12 protein-coding genes and 6 pseudogenes are annotated in these 18,115 nt (G+C 42.3%); 14 read left to right on the plus strand and 4 right to left on the minus strand.

Annotation, left to right across the window (positions count from 1 at the left end; genetic code table 11):
• Positions 1-221 precede the first annotated feature (221 nt).
• Positions 222-656, minus strand: a complete 435-nt coding sequence (locus tag JCM14108_RS00940; protein ID WP_035177544.1) for a hypothetical protein — start codon at positions 654-656, stop codon at positions 222-224.
• A 268-nt stretch (positions 657-924) separates the two neighbouring features.
• Entirely contained in the window at positions 925-1,320 is a 396-nt protein-coding gene (locus JCM14108_RS00945) for a hypothetical protein (RefSeq protein WP_035177547.1), read from the minus strand.
• A 261-nt stretch (positions 1,321-1,581) separates the two neighbouring features.
• On the opposite strand from JCM14108_RS00945, the gene JCM14108_RS00950 reads away from it, so the two are divergent.
• The 7 genes and pseudogenes from JCM14108_RS00950 (at position 1,582) to JCM14108_RS14945 (ending at position 7,252) form a co-directional block, all read left to right on the plus strand.
• Entirely contained in the window at positions 1,582-1,935 is a 354-nt protein-coding gene (locus JCM14108_RS00950; protein WP_035177550.1) for a hypothetical protein, read from the plus strand.
• A 59-nt stretch (positions 1,936-1,994) separates the two neighbouring features.
• Positions 1,995-2,952: pseudogene (gene prmA, locus JCM14108_RS00955) on the plus strand (50S ribosomal protein L11 methyltransferase).
• 2 nt (positions 2,953-2,954) lie between these two features.
• Positions 2,955-3,700: pseudogene (locus JCM14108_RS00960) on the plus strand (RsmE family RNA methyltransferase).
• Positions 3,701-3,832: 132 nt separating this feature from the next.
• Positions 3,833-6,063 (plus strand): annotated as a pseudogene (locus tag JCM14108_RS00965) (RelA/SpoT family protein).
• Between the two features lie 16 nt (positions 6,064-6,079).
• On the plus strand, positions 6,080-6,526 hold the full coding sequence (dtd, locus tag JCM14108_RS00970) for a D-aminoacyl-tRNA deacylase (protein WP_035177553.1): 447 nt from the start codon (positions 6,080-6,082) through the stop codon (positions 6,524-6,526).
• An 85-nt stretch (positions 6,527-6,611) separates the two neighbouring features.
• Positions 6,612-7,100 carry an HAD hydrolase-like protein gene (locus JCM14108_RS00975; RefSeq protein ID WP_237745664.1) on the plus strand — a complete coding sequence of 163 codons (489 nt, stop codon included), beginning with the start codon at positions 6,612-6,614 and terminating at the stop codon, positions 7,098-7,100.
• Entirely contained in the window at positions 7,097-7,252 is a 156-nt protein-coding gene (locus JCM14108_RS14945; protein WP_439645785.1) for an HAD family hydrolase, read from the plus strand. Before JCM14108_RS00975 ends, JCM14108_RS14945 begins: the two co-directional genes overlap by 4 nt.
• A gap of 58 nt (positions 7,253-7,310) precedes the next feature.
• Here the strand turns inward: JCM14108_RS14945 and JCM14108_RS00980 are convergent.
• Positions 7,311-8,152, minus strand: a pseudogene (locus JCM14108_RS00980) (fructosamine kinase family protein).
• A 17-nt stretch (positions 8,153-8,169) separates the two neighbouring features.
• Positions 8,170-9,009, minus strand: a complete 840-nt coding sequence (locus JCM14108_RS00985) for an N-acetylmuramoyl-L-alanine amidase family protein (protein WP_035177556.1) — start codon at positions 9,007-9,009, stop codon at positions 8,170-8,172.
• A gap of 430 nt (positions 9,010-9,439) precedes the next feature.
• Here JCM14108_RS00985 and hisS point away from each other — a divergent pair, with 430 nt between their 5' ends.
• The 7 genes and pseudogenes from hisS to JCM14108_RS01020 all read left to right on the plus strand — a co-directional run bounded on the left by hisS (position 9,440) and on the right by JCM14108_RS01020 (position 17,850).
• A complete protein-coding gene (gene hisS / locus JCM14108_RS00990) occupies positions 9,440-10,732 on the plus strand; it encodes a histidine--tRNA ligase (RefSeq protein WP_035177560.1) in 1,293 nt (430 codons plus the stop codon).
• 13 nt (positions 10,733-10,745) lie between these two features.
• Positions 10,746-12,532 (plus strand): annotated as a pseudogene (gene aspS / locus JCM14108_RS00995) (aspartate--tRNA ligase).
• 163 nt (positions 12,533-12,695) lie between these two features.
• Positions 12,696-13,570 (plus strand): annotated as a pseudogene (locus tag JCM14108_RS01000) (YitT family protein).
• A gap of 93 nt (positions 13,571-13,663) precedes the next feature.
• The gene (locus JCM14108_RS01005) at positions 13,664-14,824 is read left to right on the plus strand and encodes a CDP-glycerol glycerophosphotransferase family protein (RefSeq protein WP_035177563.1); all 1,161 of its coding nucleotides are present in this window, start codon (positions 13,664-13,666) and stop codon (positions 14,822-14,824) included.
• 60 nt (positions 14,825-14,884) lie between these two features.
• On the plus strand, positions 14,885-15,694 hold the full coding sequence (locus JCM14108_RS01010) for an ABC transporter permease (protein WP_035177566.1): 810 nt from the start codon (positions 14,885-14,887) through the stop codon (positions 15,692-15,694).
• A 17-nt stretch (positions 15,695-15,711) separates the two neighbouring features.
• Positions 15,712-16,926 carry a CDP-glycerol glycerophosphotransferase family protein gene (locus tag JCM14108_RS01015; RefSeq protein WP_035177569.1) on the plus strand — a complete coding sequence of 405 codons (1,215 nt, stop codon included), beginning with the start codon at positions 15,712-15,714 and terminating at the stop codon, positions 16,924-16,926.
• A gap of 39 nt (positions 16,927-16,965) precedes the next feature.
• Positions 16,966-17,850: a deoxyribonuclease IV gene (locus JCM14108_RS01020; protein WP_035177844.1), complete on the plus strand. Its 885-nt coding sequence runs from the start codon at positions 16,966-16,968 to the stop codon at positions 17,848-17,850.
• The last annotated feature ends 265 nt before the right edge of the window (positions 17,851-18,115 follow it).

Consider the following 18,115-nt stretch of genomic DNA (forward strand, 5'->3'; position numbering starts at 1 on the left):
GCTGCCTTTATGGCGGTTTTGCAGACGGACGAGGAAGAAAAAGGCGACAAGTAGGCTTTTCGTCATACCGGTTACTTACTAAAGTATATTGAATTCCTACCATTTTCCTACCTAATCCCAAGCGGTTGATAATCACCAAATAAAAGAAGTCCTGTCAAACCGACAATCTTAAAATTGCCGTAACTTGACAAGACTTCTTTTGCTTTTATTTTTAGTGATTACTAAAAGGTTAGCTTGGGATCCTGAGTCACTAATTGATCATAAATCTTTTTTAGTTTTTGAATTTCAGCAGCGTCATCTAAAATATCATCAAATAATTGTTCAATTACAGCTGTCATAGCGTCATCATCATTAAGTAACTGATTTTTTCGGTCATGGGTTTCCTGTGCTTCATATAATTCTTGGAGTAAGTTGGTTAGTCGATGACGAAAATATGACAAGTGTGGATCATGATTGGTTCCTTTTAGTAAATGGGCGAGCCGATAATCATAGTACTTTTCTAATTTTTCAGCCGTACCCAGTGAGAGATGGTCAATTGAACGGGTGTGATTCCGTAATCTTAAGATGATGGACGAGCTGACACCCGTTAACTGCTCAATTTTATAAGCACTGGCATCACTATTTATAACTGCCTTTACTTTTTCTGATAAGTTCATATTCTGACCCCCAGGATTAATTGGGATTTTACTTTCCCCCACTAAGCAGCTCCCTAATTAATGTTTACTAATTAAATGTTTTCCATTTTTTAATCTTTCTTTAATCTCAGTATATATAGCCGGAAACAACCTGTCAAAGGATATGATCAACCTTTTAACGACTGGTAAATAATATTAACTTTATTAGGAAATTAAAAAGAACTTAAAGAAATACTTGAAAAGTATGCTATAAACAATTAAACTATATAAACTAAAAGTGTGATGCTGGTTAGCCAATTCGAAGCTCCGTGATCATTTTGGTGTCAATAACTTGCCGACCATCCTGATTGGTATGTGTTTGGACCCGGTTTAACTGATGATGGCTGATAATAAATTGATCAAAGCTTGATTTTGACGGAACTTCCAAAATCGAGCGATCGTGTGATTGTTCGAAACTTAATTGATTTAAAACCAAGTTATCGGGAATGGCGGCGAAAATATTTTCAATTGCCCGTAAAGCGGCCTCACCGGTTTTCAGGAGTTCCGGTTTCAAAAACTCCCGGTTGAATAACTGAGAACCTTCAAAAAGTGTGTCACTAGTAGGTTCTTCCAAGATAGCCCGATATCGAATTTCAATTGTTTCCGGTCTGATTTTATTAATAAAACGTACTCTAAAAAAAGCCATAGTTGATAACCCCCTTACTTTTCATAATAGGTAAAAGGCGTATCTAAATCAAGTTTGAATTTCGCGATAAATTTATAGTTGCGTTTTTATGGATATTCTATTAGTATATATATTAATTCGTTTTCTTTTCGATTCGTTGTAATAACTTATGAATTCTGCAATGGTTGTGAAACAACCTCAAAATTATCACAACGGAATTTAAAATGATCATTAATTAATAAAACAATCGGCCATTAACCGGTCAGATTTATCATTTAGGAGGTGTTAGTTATTCTTAGTCGAACAAAGCAATATTTGCGAAAAAATGGTTATTTCTATAAAAAAGAATATATGCGTCCCTTATTAACACCGGATAATATCTATATTTTTCGATTTGGCCGCGACCGACTGGATAATCGGTTGATTATTCGTTATAGTCATAGATGGACTGGTAGACAGCGGATAAATGAGATCGATTTGCGTCTTCATAAGCAAAAGCATCCCCGAATATTTTATAGTGAGTCGGAATTGCTTCATTACTTGGAAGGCCATCTATTAAAGCACGAGGCAAAGGTAAGGGCTCGTGAAATCGCAAAAAAGTCGAATGATGAAGTAACGGATGGAGCATCCAAGTGAGGGATGCTTTTTTCGTATCATGAATTGGCTTAAAAAAATAAAGCGACAGGAGAGTTATTATGCAATGGACTGAAGTTTCAGTAATTACTTCAAGTGAAGCGGTGGAGGCTGTTTCAAATATTTTAATGGATTATGGCGCGTCGGGAGTCTCGATTGAGGACGCCAAAGATTTTCAGCACTTAAAACCGGGGAAATATGGCCAATACGGCGAAATTATTGATCCAAAGGACGTACCACATTTATCTAAGGGTGCCATCGTTTCCGCTTATTATCCCGATAGCAGGCATATTGCGCAGCGAACTGCAGAAATTTCAGCTAAAGTTCAGAAACTGGCTGACTTTGGGCTGCAATCAGCCCCCGCTGAAGTGAAGTTAACCCCGGTCGCTGATGAAAATTGGAAAACAGCCTGGGAAAAGTATTACCATCCGTTTTCTGTGACCAGGTATTTGACGGTGGTTCCGAGCTGGGATGATTATCAACCCAAGTCTGCACTGGAACAGATTATTCGGCTTGACCCGGGCATGGCGTTTGGCACCGGTACCCATCCAACGACGCAACTCTCCCTACAGGCTTTGGAAATGGTGTTGCGGGGTGGTGAATCGCTAATGGACGTTGGGACCGGTTCTGGCGTTTTGAGCATTGCTGCGAAGTTAATGGGCGCAGATGATGTGTTTGCCTATGACGTTGATGACATCGCGGTTGCTTCCGCAAAGAAAAATATTAATTTAAATCCACGGGCAGCCGACATTCAGATTTCCGCCAATAATCTGTTAACCGGGATTCACAAGCAGGTTGATTTGGTGGTTGCTAATATTTTAGCGGAAATTATTGTGCACTGGTGCCTCAGGCATTTGCAAATCTAAAACCGGGCGGGCATTTTCTGATGTCCGGAATTATTAAAGATAAGTACGCCTTGGTGACGGACGCGCTAAAAGCACACGGTTTAAGATTAACCAATCACTGAAAATGGCTGACTGGTACGCCATTATTGCCAAAAAACCAAGTGAAGAGGACTAATCATGCAGCACTATTTTTTAAATGAACCATTAACGAGCGGGCAGGAAATTCGGCTGCCCAAATCAATTAGCCGACATTTAAGCAGGGTGCTTCGGGCTAAACCCGGTGATCGGTTTCAAGCCGTTTCTTCAAGTCAGCAGGTTTATCTTGCTCAAATTAAGGCGGTTGATGACCGACAGGTGACGGCAGTTTTGCAGCGACCGCTTGATATTGATGTGGAATTGCCTGTCAAAGTAACCATTGTGAGTGGCCTGTCAAAGCAAAACAAACCGGAATTAATTGTCCAAAAAGCAACTGAATTGGGAGTTGATCAAGTAATCTTCCTCCCGATGGCCCGCTCAATTGTTAAGTGGGATCAAAAGAGTGTCAAAAAAATCAGTCGGCTTAATGAAGTTGCTTTGAGTGCCGCGGAGCAGTCGCATCGAAACCGGGTCCCCAATGTTCAGTACATGAATCGGCTTTCGGAGCTGACGAAGCAAAGTTTCGATGTTAAACTTGTGGCGTATGAGGAATCTGCCAAGGAAGGGGAGGCCACTGAACTGGTTAAATCATTGGCTAAATTGACCACTGGCGAATCAATCGTAGCGGTATTTGGCCCAGAAGGCGGTATTTCGCCCGAAGAGATTGCAATGTTGACCACTCAGGATTATCTCCCGGTAGGCTTGGGCCGAGAATATTACGGACCGAAACTGCGCCAATGTACTTTTTGACAGCTGTTTCAGTTATGACCGAACTTTTCAAAGGCTGATTTTGATTGGAAACAATGATAAACTATTATTATTAGACATCACGATTTTAAATGGCCTTGATCATTTGGGATTTGTCGATAATTCACAGTGTCGCTTAAAGCGTATTTTTATAACAGAGAAGAGTTGATAAAATGGCTACTAAAATTTGGACTGCCGATGATGTAATAAAACAGGTTTCCGAGTATATGAATGACGACCATGTCAAAATGGTTGAAAAAGCTTATCAGTTTGCCAAAATTGCTCATAAAGATCAAATGCGTCAATCTGGTGAGCCTTATATTACTCATCCGATCCAGGTGGCCGGAATCTTAGCTGATTTGCATATGGACCCGGAAACCGTTTCTTCAGGGTTTCTGCATGATGTTGTCGAAGACACGGGTGCCGAATTAAGCGATGTTCAGGAATTGTTTGGCAGCGACGTCGCGCTGATTGTTGACGGGGTTACCAAGCTTTCCAAAATTAAGTATAAGTCGAGTGAAGAACGATTAGCAGAAAATCACCGTAAATTATTATTGGCAATGTGTAAAGATATCCGGGTAATGATCGTGAAGCTTGCGGATCGGCTGCATAATATGCGAACGTTAAAATCATTGCGGCCGGACAAGCAGCGGCGAATTTCAAAGGAAACTCTGGAAATTTATGCACCGATCGCGGATCGTCTGGGTATTGGAACCATTAAGTGGGAACTTGAAGATATTTCGTTACGCTACCTGAATCCCCAACAGTATTACCGGATTGTACACTTAATGAATTCAAGGCGTGATCAACGGGTTGATTATATCCAAAAAGCGATTAACGAGGTTAAAGCTGCAATTGCTGACTTGGATATTAAAAGTGAAATTTATGGTCGACCCAAGCATATTTATTCCGTCTACAAAAAAATGGTGGATAAGCATAAGCAATTCAGTCAGATTTACGACCTGTTGGCAATTCGTGTGATTGTCCAATCAATCAAGGACTGTTACGCAGTTTTAGGCGCGATTCATACGGAATGGAAGCCGATGCCTGGGCGATTTAAAGATTACATCGCTATGCCAAAAGCCAACATGTATCAATCGCTGCACACCACGGTTATTGGCCCGGAAGGCAAACCGCTTGAAGTTCAGATTCGAACTGAGGAAATGCACCGGGTTGCCGAATTTGGTATTGCGGCTCACTGGGCGTATAAAGAAGGCATTACCGGCGGTGTTAAGGGATCGCAAGATAATAATAAGTTAAACTGGTTCAAACAAATTATCGAGCTTCAAGAGGATACTGACGATGCTGCTGATTTTATGGACAGTGTTAAAGGTGAACTGTTCGGCGATCACGTTTATGTATTTACGCCCAAGGGGGATGTTTTTGAATTGCCAAAGGGTGCCGGACCGTTGGATATGGCCTATATAATTCATACCGAAGTTGGCAATCATACGACCGGTGCTAAGGTTAACGGCAAGATTGTGCCATTGGATCATCAAGTAAAAACTGGTGATATTGTTGATATTATTACGTCAACCAGTTCCTCGGGGCCGAGTCGTGACTGGATTAAAATGGTCCATACCAGACGGGCCCGAAATAAGATCAAGCAGTATTTTCGATTGGAAGATCGGGAGGAAAATATTGTTAATGGGCGAAATATCATTACGCATAAACTGCGTGAAGAGGGCTTTGATCCCCACAAGATATTAACACCCGAAAAATTAAATCAAGCTGCTGCCAACATGCATTATCATCGGGCTGACGATCTGCTGGCTGCTATCGGGTTTGGTGACGTTCAACCAACCGGTGTTGTGAACCGATTAACAGAAGATGTCCGAGCCCGGTTAAAGCGGGAACGCCAAGACCAGGCGGAAAAAGAAGTCCTTGAAGAACATCAAACTATTTCAGAAAGTACCGAGCAACCCGGCAGCACAAGAAAGCACGAAAATCTTCAAACGGAATTGTCATTGAAGGCGTCGACAATTTACTGGTTCGATTAAGTCATTGCTGTACGCCGGTTCCCGGTGACAAAATTGTTGGCTACATTACAAAGGGCCGCGGGGTTTCCGTTCATCGGGTAGATTGTCCCAATATTGCCAAAGCCGAAAAGGATGGCCAGCGGCTGATCCAAGTTTCCTGGGCCAATGATCCAGAAGAACGGACCATTTATTCAGCTAACTTAACTGTTCAGGGTTATAATCGGACCGGCCTGTTGACTAACATTTTAAATGCTGTGAATAATGTGACTAAAAACGTTTCTTCGGTTAACGGTCAGGTTGATCACAACAAAATGGTAACAATTTCGCTTTCAATCGGTGTTCGCAGTCTGGAACAACTAAATCGATTGATTTCAACACTTAAAAATATTCCGGATGTTTATCTGGTAAAACGAAAATTTAGATAAGGAGTTTGAACGAATAGTGAGAGTTGTTTTACAGCGGGTCAAACGCGCGTCGGTAGCCATCAATGGGAAGGTTCACGGCCAAATTAGCAGAGGATTTATGCTGTTGGTTGGGGTCAGTGATAAAGATGGCGACGATCAAATCAATTATTTGACGCACAAAATCAGTAAGCTGCGGGTCTTTGAAGACGCTGATGATAAGTTAAATCTGGATATCCATGCAGTTGATGGCGCAATTTTGTCAATTTCACAGTTTACGCTCTATGCCGATACTAAAAAAGGTAATCGGCCAAGCTTTACCCAAGCGGGAGAGCCGACCCATGCCAAGCAGGTTTACGAAGCATTTAATGAGCGCTTGCGGCAAACCGGCCTTGACGTTCAAACCGGGGTCTTCGGCGCTGATATGCTGGTTGATCTTCAAAACGATGGCCCGGTAACCATTATTTTTGATACTGACCACCGTTAAGATCGATTCGAAACATGAATTTATAGAAAATAAAGACTGAGGCTGATGAGTTTTGCTTCGGTCTTTTTTAAGGGGCGAATAAAAGATGATTAACCAACTTTTTTGGGACTTTGACGGCACGCTGTTCGATACCTATCCCATGATGATTGCGGCTTTTAAACGGGCTTTGTTGAAGATGGCTATTGATGAAGTTGCCATTGATGAACATGATATTTACGTCACAATGCGCCAACACGACGTTGGCACGGCCATTCAGAAAGCGGCGGCCTTTTATGGTATTGATGAACAGACGCTGCGCCGATTAAATAAAAAATACCAGGTTGAAATGGTTGAAGCGGCCAAGCCGTTTGATGGCGTTGCTGAGGTACTGGCCTTTGTTAAAAAGATGTCCGGCAGTCATTATTTATTAACTCATCGGGATAACCAAGCCAAACGGCTCTTGCAAAAATTTGATCTGCTAAAGTATTTCTCCGATTTTGTGACTTCGGACCAAGAATTCCCCAGAAAGCCGAATCCGGCCTCCATTAACTGGCTGATTGAAAAAATCATGTTGATCGTTCGTCAGCCATTATGATCGGCGACCGGAAGTTGGATGTTCAAGCTGGCAACCATGCCAATGTTGCTTCCTGTTTATTTGATCCGGACGGGTTGATCGTTGAAACCGGCAATCCGGATATCAAGATAACTGAAGTTAAAGAATTAATTCCCTGGTTGTCGAAACGATAATCGGCGATTGGAAAAGACCGGAAAGCGAGGCGTTAAGCCCCGCTTTCCGGTCTTTTCATTAATACTGTGTTAAAATTTGGTCAACCATCGGCCCGTACGTTTCACCAAACAGATTTAAATGAGCGAGCAGGTAATTGAGCTGGTACCATGGAAGGCGTTGATCCAATCCCGGCTTTAACGGATAAACAGCATTGTAGCCGTCATAGAAATCCTTATAGAATCCGCCAAAGACAGTTGTCATAGCAATGTCGAGTTCCCGGTCGCCATAAAAAACATCCGGGTCGATTAGCATTGGTTTTCCGGAAGCTTCAAACATGAAGTTGCCGGCCCAAAGATCGCCATGCAGTAAGCTTGGTTGAACGCTGTGATCGGCGTAATATTGGTTAAATTGTTCACAAAGCGCTTGAAAATGTTTTTCACGCCAATCATTCCAGCGACCATTTTGAGCCGCTAATTTGACGAGCGGTTTGAGCCGCTGATTAATATAAAACACGCGCCAATCAGTTTGCCAAGTGTTTATTTTGGGGAGTTTACCGGCTGTGAAGTCGTGATCCAAGCCAAATTTAGGTGTATGCTGCTGATGAACATTGGCCACCATTTTGCCCAGCTCATATTGGCTGCCCTGACCCACGTCGACCCAGTTTTGAATCAGGTACCCATCACCATTGATTTCACCGCTGGCGATGACTTGGGGGGTGTTAGCGGCTTGGCCGAGCAAATGCAGCCCCTCAACTTCATGGTCGAAAAAGACTTTCCCCCGATTGGTTGGACCTTCATGAAGTAATGATTGTTCGTCGTTCTTAATGAATAGGAATCGTTGATATCGCCACCTGAGACCGGCTGAATTTCCTCAACTTTTTCAATTGGAAGTTGTGCTAACCATTTTTGATCAACTGCCATTTATGACTCCTCCTAAATTAATGTGTTTTAAAGTAGGCTTGTAGGCCGGCAACCACGTCGTCGGCAACCTTATTTTGATAAGCAGAACTTTGAATCATCCTAAAGTCCCTGTCAGTATTAATATAACCCCCTTCGATCAAAATTGCAGGGATGGCATTGTCTCTAATAACCAAATAATTGCCAAAGTTCGTGCCCCGATTGGTTAATGGCAAGTCCGTCATTTTTTGATTAACTGCTTGAGCGAGTTTTTTTGAATCTCCGGCGTGATAATAGTAACAGGTAAAGCCGGATGCCGTGTTGGCGACGTCTGATGAGTCAAAATGAAAACTGATGAAGGCGTTCGCCGAATTGGTTGTTGCGACTTGAGGCCGCTTATAAAGCGGGACGGTTGTATCTGAGTGCCGCGTCATGATGACTTTAGCGCCCCTGGCACGCAATTTTTTGGCAACCAGGTTGGCAAAAATCAACGTGTAGGTTTTCTCTTCCCGGCCGTTGGCAGACAGTGCCCCGGAGTCGCTGCCACCGTGTCCGGGATCCAAAACGACAGTTGCCTCGGAAAGTTGGGTGACATCCTTAATATGACCATTGGTGACCAGCCACGAAGCTACCCAGCCAATCGTTCGGTGCTTATAAATAACTTTAATCCAGTTTCCCTGCCGGCTGATTACCTGTAGCTGTTCGCCGTGTTTGGCTTTGGCTTTAACAGAATAAGTAACGGCAGGGCCACTTCTGATATTTAATTGATTGACTTTTACTGTGACCGAGTTGGCGTATAAAGCAATAAACAATAGGGCAAAGGTGACAATAATTGTTAAAGTTGCGATGATCCAACCGGTATTTTCAGAAATTTTTTTCATTCGCAGATTCTTCCTAATTTTTCAAGTACTTTTATTATAAATTAACGGCTGACTGAGGCTAATGATAAATGGTTAAGCCTTAATTAAATTTTCCAACGACTTGGTTAAGTTCGTCTTATTTTAAAATTGACTGACGGGGTGTGAATTTTGACTTGACTTTTTGGGCTTCCTCCACTAGTGTTATAAGCAGTTAAATAATTAACCGATTAAAAAGATTAGTAATTGAATTGGTTTAAACCAGAGAACGTTTGCATGCTGAAAGAACGTAATCGATTCATTGAAGTGACACTTTTTGTAAAAACGGTAATAGCTGCTAATGCTATTCGCGCGAGCGTTATCCGAGAGTTATTTAAAAGGTGGTACCGTGCAATGCACCCTTGTCTTCGGACAGGGGTCTTTTTTTTCGGAATTTAATTGGGAGGAAACATTAATGAGATATCAACGACCTAAAGGAACGGCTGATATTTTACCTGAAGAAGCCAAGAAGTGGACTTACGTTGAAGAAACAGCCCGAATGCTCTTTAATGATTATCGTTACCAGGAAATCAGAACGCCGATGTTTGAGAACTTTGACGTTTTTTCCAGAACTTCAGGTGATACGTCTGATGTTGTCACAAAGGAAATGTATGATTTCAAGGATAAAGGGGACCGACACATCAGCCTGCGCCCGGAAGGCACTGCCGGCGTTGTCAGGGCCTTTGTTGAAAACAAGCTTTATGGTCCGGAACATCAACGACCGGTTAAAGTTTTCTATATGGGTTCAATGTTTCGATATGAACGGCCTCAATCCGGTCGTCAGCGGGAATTTCATCAAATCGGTGTTGAAGCCTTTGGCAGTGATGAGCCCGAATTGGATGTTGAAGTAATCGCAATGGGTATGGATTTACTGCGGCATTTCGGTTTGAAAGATATTCGACTGGAAATCAACAGCTTGGGTGATGCCGCTTCCAGAGATGCCTATCGCCAGGCATTGATTGATTACCTGGATCCGCACTTCGACGAGTTGAGTAAGGATTCCCAAGTTCGGCTCCACAAGAATCCATTACGGGTTTTGGACAGCAAGGACAAGAAAGATAAAGAGATTGTTAAAGGCGCCCCTTCAATTTTGGATTATTTAAACGATGATTCAAAAAAGCACTTTGAACGGGTAAAAGCGCTGCTGGATACACTGCAGATTCCATACGTGATTGATCCGGATATGGTTCGTGGCTTGGATTATTATACCCACACGATTTTTGAAATTATGGTGGACTCCAAAGCGCTTGGAGAGGGCTATACAACCATTTGCGCGGGTGGCCGCTATAATGGGCTGGTTGAACAGCTGGGCGGCCCTGAGATGCCTGGAATCGGCTTTGGCCTTGGAATGGAACGGCTGATGCTCCTGATGGAAGCGCAGGGCGTTAAATTCCCTGTCTTAGATCAATTGGATGCGTACGTTGTCGGTATTGGTGAACAAACCAGTGTTGAAACGTTAAAAATTGTCCAGGCTTTGCGGGCCAATGGTTTTGCGGCCGATCGGGACTATTTGGATCGAAAACCCAAGGCGCAGTTTAAAACGGCCAACAAGCTGAATGCCCAGTATACAATTACAATTGGTGAAAGCGAGTTGAAATCCCAGACGGCCAACGTGAAATCAATGGCTTCCGGTAAGGAAATCAACGTTCCGATTGATAAAATTGTGCATGATTTTGACAGCATTATTACTTCAAATTTTAATGACTAAGGAGAGTTAGAGAATGAAGAGAACAACATATGCCGGCTTGGTTGATGATAAACTGATCGGCAAAGAAGTCGTTTTAAAAGGATGGGTCCAAAAGCGCCGTGACCTCGGTGGCTTGATTTTTATTGAGTTGCGCGATCGGGAAGGCATTGTGCAATTGGTCTTTAGTGAAGAGTTTGGTAAGGATGCATTGGCGGTTGCTGACAAATTACGTGGTGAATACGTTGTGGAAGCCAAGGGAACAGTCGTTGCCCGAGCACCCAAAGAAATTAATCCCAAGATGAAAACCGGTAAGATCGAAGTCGATATTACCGAGGCTAAGATTTTGGCAGTTTCCAAGACGCCGCCGTTTTACATTGAAGATGGGATTAATGTTTCCGAAGATTTAAAGCTGAAATACCGTTACCTCGATCTTCGCCGGCCTGAAATGCAATATAATATTCTGCTGCGAAATCGGATTATTCAATCAATTCATAGTTTCTTTGACAAGGAAGGCTTTATTGATATTGAAACGCCGACATTAACAAAATCAACACCGGAGGGTGCTCGGGATTACTTGGTACCGTCCCGGGTTTATCCAGGGTCATTTTATGCGTTACCGCAATCACCGCAACAATTTAAACAGATGTTGATGGGGGCCGGCTTTGATAAGTATTATCAAATTGCCCGCTGCTATCGGGATGAGGATTTGCGTGGTGACCGTCAGCCTGAATTTACCCAGATTGATATGGAAATGTCGTTTGCCGATCAGGAAGAGATTATGGACGTTACCGAAGCTTTATTGCCAAGGTAATGAAGGACGCTTTGGGTAAGGATGTTAAGTTACCATTTAAGCGAATGGATTGGGATGAATCAATGGCCCGCTTTGGAACTGATCAGCCGGATGTTCGTTTCGGTATGGAACTAAAAGATTTGTCTGACATTATGAAGGACGTTGATTTTAAAGTCTTTGCCGGTGCGGTTAAGAATGGTGGTCAGGTTAAAGCGATTGCCGTACCAGGTGGGGCTGACAAGTACTCCCGAAAAGACCTTGACCAATTTGCCGGCTATGTTGAACGATTTGGCGCAAAAGGCTTGGCATGGCTGAAAGTCACTGAAGACGGGTTTAACGGTCCAATTGCCAAGTTCTTTAAAGATGCCGATCTGCGGCAAAAGATCTTGGAAAAAGCCGAAGCCAAGCCTGGCGACTTACTATTATTTGCTGCTGACAACAGTCGGGTAGTAGCAGATACGCTGGCTTATCTGCGAGTTGAAATTGCCAAACAACAAAATATGATTGACGAATCCAAATTTGCCTTTTTGTGGATTGTTAATTGGCCATTGTTCCATTGGGATGTTGATTTGAAGCGTTACGTAGCTGCCCATCACCCATTCACAATGCCAAATGAAGAAGATGTTCATTATCTGATGAATGATGATGAAGATCCGCACAAAGCTTACGCGCAAAGTTATGATATTATTTTAAATGGTCTTGAATTGGGCGGTGGTTCGATTCGTATTCATACGCGAGAACTGCAGGAAAGAATGTTCAAAGCACTTGGATTTACCAAGGAACGGGCTGAAGCCCAATTTGGGTACTTCCTGACAGCGTTGGATTATGGTTTTCCGCCTCATGGTGGCCTGGCAATTGGCCTGGACCGATTTGTTCGGTTATTGGCTGATCGGGAGAATATTCGTGACGTAATTGCCTTCCCTAAGAATTCCAAGGCAGTTGAACCATTAACCAGTGCACCATCACCGGTAGCTAATAAGCAGCTGGATGACCTGGGGATTTTTGTTGCTGAACAGGATCAGAAGAAATAGTTAAAGGATAGTTTATAATAAAGCAAGACTGAAGATAGCTGTTGATTCCTGTCTTTAGTCTTGCTTTTTTGATGACGTGTTAAATAACCGTTTTGTCAGATTGTGATTAGCGTTACAATTAATCTGAATGATTTTTACGATGAAAAATGAAAGGATTTTATATATGGATGACGTTTCAAAATTAATGCGTCGGCATACTTACGTAACTAAAACATCCACCTCGTTTATTTATGGGATTTTGGTTTCAATCGCGGTTAATTTCTTCTGGACACCGGGACACATTTATTCCTCAGGGATAACCGGCTTGGCTCAATTATTAAACACGATCAGTTCAAGGACCTTCCCGATGACGATTTCTACCGGGTTGGGATTGTTTTTGTTGAACGTCCCGTTATTTTTATTGGCTTGGCGGGGAATTGGCCGAGAATTTACAATTTTTACGATTATTACTGTTTTTCTTTCCAGTTTCATGATTCAATTACTCAAGCCGATTCCGTTGACGCATGATCCAATTATCTGTGCGATTTTTGGTGGTGCCGTAAATGGCTTTGGGACTGGAACGGCACTCAAAAACGGCATTTCCACCGGTGGCTTGGATATTTTAGGGCTGGTTATCCGGGAGCGGACCGGCCGGTCAATCGGCTCAGTTAATATCGCCTTCAACGCCTGATCGTCATTGCGGCCGGTTTTGCTTATGGGTGGCCATATGCGCTGTATTCCGTCATTGGATTGATTGTTAACGCAAAGGTCATGGATATGACCTATACCAAACAGCAGCGAATGCAGGTAATGATTATTACCAATCGGCCCAACACGGTTATTGACAGCGTTCAAAATCACCTAAGACGGGGAATTACGATTGTTCACAATGCTGAAGGCGCTTATCAGCATGATGCTAAAACAATTCTGTTTACCGTTATTTCACGATATGAAATGAGTGAGTTGGAAGAGGCTCTGCTGGAATCGGATCCCAATGCTTTCGCCAGCATTTCGGATTCGGTTAAGATTCTTGGCCGCTTCTACGAACCAAAACCATAATCGTTTTCTAAATCTAAAGATTCTTTAAGAAGGCATTTCTGGAAAAAGTTTATGTTATAATACTCCAGTGTGTTTATTAAAAACTGAAATACGGTGAAGAATTTGAAAGTAGTTTATCTATGGCTGATTCGTTTTCTTTCGATATTGAATATCTGGAAACCCAAAAACAAGATTATCTATCTCATGAGTTTTGATAATAATCTGGATTTTATTAAACAGTTGGCACAGAAGATGCCGGCCCGGTTTCACTTTATTGTTTTATATCGACCAGAAACTGAAGCGGCCGCGACGGAATTAGCTGCATTTGGCATTGAGACCCATCAATTTACGGATGGGATGAAGTTTGTTTTTGATTTTGTCCCGCTGATTATGGGGGCTCGGCTTCTCTTTTGTGATAATTATTACGCCTTTTTGGGTGGTTTAATTCATGCCAAAGCGACGCGAATTGTCCAAATTTGGCACGCCAACGGGGCAATTAAGAAATTCGGCTGGGAAGACCCGACAACTGCGCAACGAAGTAAATCTGACAAGAAACGATTTCAGGATGTTTATGATCATTTTGATGATTATGTTGTTGCGTCAAAGGCAATGGGCAGGGTTTTTCAAAACAGTTACCATGAGTCGGCTGAAAAGATTCAATTGCTGGGTTATCCCCGCTCTGATCAGTATCTGGATAAAACATGGCAGGCAAATGCCCGGGAACGGATTTACCGGGTAGCGCCCGAACTAAAAAGCCATCGGGTTATTTTATACGCGCCAACCTATCGACCGGATAAAAGCTTTAAACTACCGGCGGGGCTGGGAAACGCATTATCTGCCGATCCCAATGCCGTTGTGGTGGTTAAATTGCACCCTGTTTTAAGAGATCGGGAAACGGCAATGCGCAAGATTGGAAATCCACGAATTAAGTTTTACCATGAATTGGCTACCAGTGAATTATTAACGGTGGCCGATACGTTGGTAACCGATTATTCTTCGGTGGCTTTCGATTTTAGTTTATTGCCGAATGCAAAATCCCTAATTTTTTTCATGTTCGACTTAAAACAGTATCAATTAAATCCGGGTGTCCAGGATGATTTTCTCGATTGGCTTCCCAGTAAACCGGTTACCAGTGTTGATCAGCTCAAAGCTGAAATTTTGGCTCATCAGCCAACTAATTTCCGGCAGTTCAATCAGCATTGGAATACTTATAATGATGGGCAGGCAACCCAGCGGTGTCTGCGGCACTATTTAGACTTGTTAAAACGACGTTAATTAGTTATTCAATAAACTTGAATCATTTTATTAGTGGTTCATTGTAAGGAGTGCGGCAACTTGAAAGAGGTTTTTACATTAATCAAGGAACAATTCCAAAATATCGGAATTGTTTTTCGAATCTCACAATATGAGGATAAAGCCGAGTACCAAAGCCATTATTTGGGCTTGGTTTGGGAGTACCTGTACCCGTTAATTCAAATCGGGATTTATTGGCTGGTTTTTGGGATTGGCTTAAAGCATGGTAATTCCACGCACGGAGTCGATTATCTGCCATGGATGGTAATTGGGATTACACCGTGGTTCTTTATGAATCGGGCTACTTTGGATGCTTCCAAAAGTATCTACCAACGGGTTGGAATGGTGTCCAAAATGAAGTTCCCCGTTAGTATTTTACCGACGATTAAGCTGGTTAGTAATTTAAGCTCTTTTTGGACGATGTTGGTATTTTCAATCGTTGTCAGCTTTATCTATGGCGTTCGGCCATCGATTTATTGGGTTCAATGGCTTTATTACTTTATCTGCATGATCGCCTGGATGCTGGCATTTGGGATTTTTAATTCGACGATTTCGCTGTTGGTCCGGGATTGGCGCATTATGCTTCAATCATTAATGCGGATGTTGTTTTATATGTCCGGCGTACTCTTTAATTTTGAAACAAATTCGTTTCCGGCACCGTTTGTTCACATCCTGCAGTTAAACCCGTTTTTCTACGTTGTTTCCGGTTTTCGGAATTCAATGTTGGGCACAATGTGGTTTTGGCAGGAGCCAACCCTAAACGTTGTCTTTTGGGGAATTGTTCTATTTTTCTTCCTGGTTGGTTCGCATTTGCATTATAAATTCCGTTCCAGGTTTGTTGATTTAATTTAGGTTGGAAGGTGAGCTATTTGAAACGGCATCTTATTACGGTTATCAAATTAATAGCTCGCTGCATACTCATCGTGATGAACGATGGGTTTATTTGTATGCGGGTAAAGAAACCACTCATTTTATTTGAAAGCTTCAATGGCAAAGACATCAGTGACAATCCATTTGCTATCTACAAACAATTGATTAAGCAAGCACCCGAGATAAAACGGCACTGTTACTTCAGTGTTAAACCGGCTGCTTATTCACGGCTGGCAGCGGCGTTCCCTGAGATTCAGCTAATCAAGCGGTTTACCCCTACCTGGGTTTGGTACAGTGCCCGGGCTTCCTTTTGGGTTATGAATTCCAGAATGCCAAAATGGTGGCGAAAAAATAAGGGAACCGTTTATATCCAAACTTGGCACGGTACCCCGTTAAAAAAGCTGGGCGTGGATATTGCTCACGTTGAAATTCCAGGTAGTTCAACCAGCCAATATCATCAACAATTTATCGATGAGGCTGATCGCTGGGATTATTTAATTGCGCCAAATCAATATTCAAAAGACATTTTTAAATCAGCCTTTGAATTTCATCATCGGTTCTTAGACATTGGTTACCCTCGAAATGATATTTTATACCAGCAAAACGATGTGCCCAATATTCAGGCATTGAAAAAAAGAATTTTGGGCAGGCTGCCCCGAAAAGTTATCATGTACGCGCCAACCTGGCGAGACGATGACTACCGCAGCCAGGGAAGCTACAAATTTGAGTTGCCGTTTGAACTGAAACGTTTTTTCAACAAATTGGATCAAAATACGATTTTAATTATTCGGCCCCACTATTTGGTGAAAGATCATATCGATATTACCGGTTTCGAAGATCGGGTTAAAATTTGTGCGGACGAAGATATCAATCAGCTGTACCTGATTACGGATTTACTGATTACCGACTATTCTTCGGTCATGTTTGATTTTGCTAATTTGAAACGACCGATGCTGTTTTTCCCATATGATTTGGCGCATTATCGAGATGAGCTTCGCGGCTTTTATTTCGATTATCAGCCGGGGAATTTACCAGGGCCGCTGGTAACGGATCCCGAATCATTTTATAATCAGCTTGGGATTTTTAATGAAACCGGTAACTTTAACCATTTTCAGAAAAATTTAACTGATTTTAACAATAAATTTTGTGCTTGGGAAAAGGGGACGGCTTCTCAAGAAGTCAGTGACCTTATTTTAAAGGGAGGAAAAGGATAATTGACTAAACAGCCATTTTTAATTGGATCACATGTAAGCATGAACGGTAAGGCTATGTTTTTGGGGTCTGCCGAGGAAGCTGCCGGCTTTGGTGAAAATGTGTTCATGGTTTATACCGGGGCACCTCAAAATACAGTTCGAAAGCCGATTGAAAAATTAAATGCTGAAGCGGGAAAAGCATATATGGCCGCACATGGCTTAAAAGAAGTTGTCGTTCATGCGCCATATATTATTAACTTGGGCAACACATTGAAACCCCAAAATTTTGGCTTTGGCGTGCAGTTTCTTCGAGCTGAGATTGAGCGGGCGGAAGCAATCGGTGCCAAACAAATCGTTTTGCACCCCGGAGCCCACGTTGGCGCAGGCCCGGAAAAAGCCATTGCCCAGATTGCCAAGGGACTTAATGAGGTTATCCAACCAGATCAAAAAGCTCAGATTGCTTTGGAAACCATGGCTGGTAAGGGCACCGAAGTGGGGGTTACCTTTGAACAATTGGCTGAAATTATCGATAAAGTGTCCCATAACGAGAAACTATCGGTAACTTTCGATACTTGTCATACAAACGACGCCGGCTATGATGTTAAAAATGACTTCGACGGTGTTTTAAACGAATTTGACCACATTATTGGTATCGATCGGCTAAAAGTCGTTCATTTAAACGATTCTAAAAACCCGTTGGGCAGCCATAAGGACCGCCATCAAATTATTGGTTTGGGAACAATTGGCTTTGAGGCATTAAATTACATTGCTCATCATGAACAGCTGGCTTCGGTTCCCAAAATTATGGAAACGCCGATTTTAAAAGATCCTGAGAATAAACGAATCAAGTATAATCCACATGGTTATGAAGTTCGGATGCTGACCGAGCAACAATTTAATCCACATATCATCGAAGATATAAAGGCAGCCAAACCATTCAAATAAATCAGGCTTAAAGTTGGACGAAGGGCGGTTAATTGTTAGCGCATAAGCAAATTGCCTTTTGGCGCACGTTTTTACTTGGGAATAATCGTGATTAAAAAAAGGAAGTTGGGACAACAGTTAAAAATCCGTACTATCGAGTTTCTATTTCAAAGTGAAAATCCCGTAAAATCAGTAGTTTTGTAAACTGATTTTAGGGATTCGTTTAAAAAATAATGTTTTTTTGGACTTATGTTCCAGCCGCTTTTGGGGATTATTAGTTTTTTGA

The organism is Lentilactobacillus farraginis DSM 18382 = JCM 14108, assembly GCF_000583655.1.
In the GTDB taxonomy this organism is placed as follows: domain Bacteria; phylum Bacillota; class Bacilli; order Lactobacillales; family Lactobacillaceae; genus Lentilactobacillus; species Lentilactobacillus farraginis.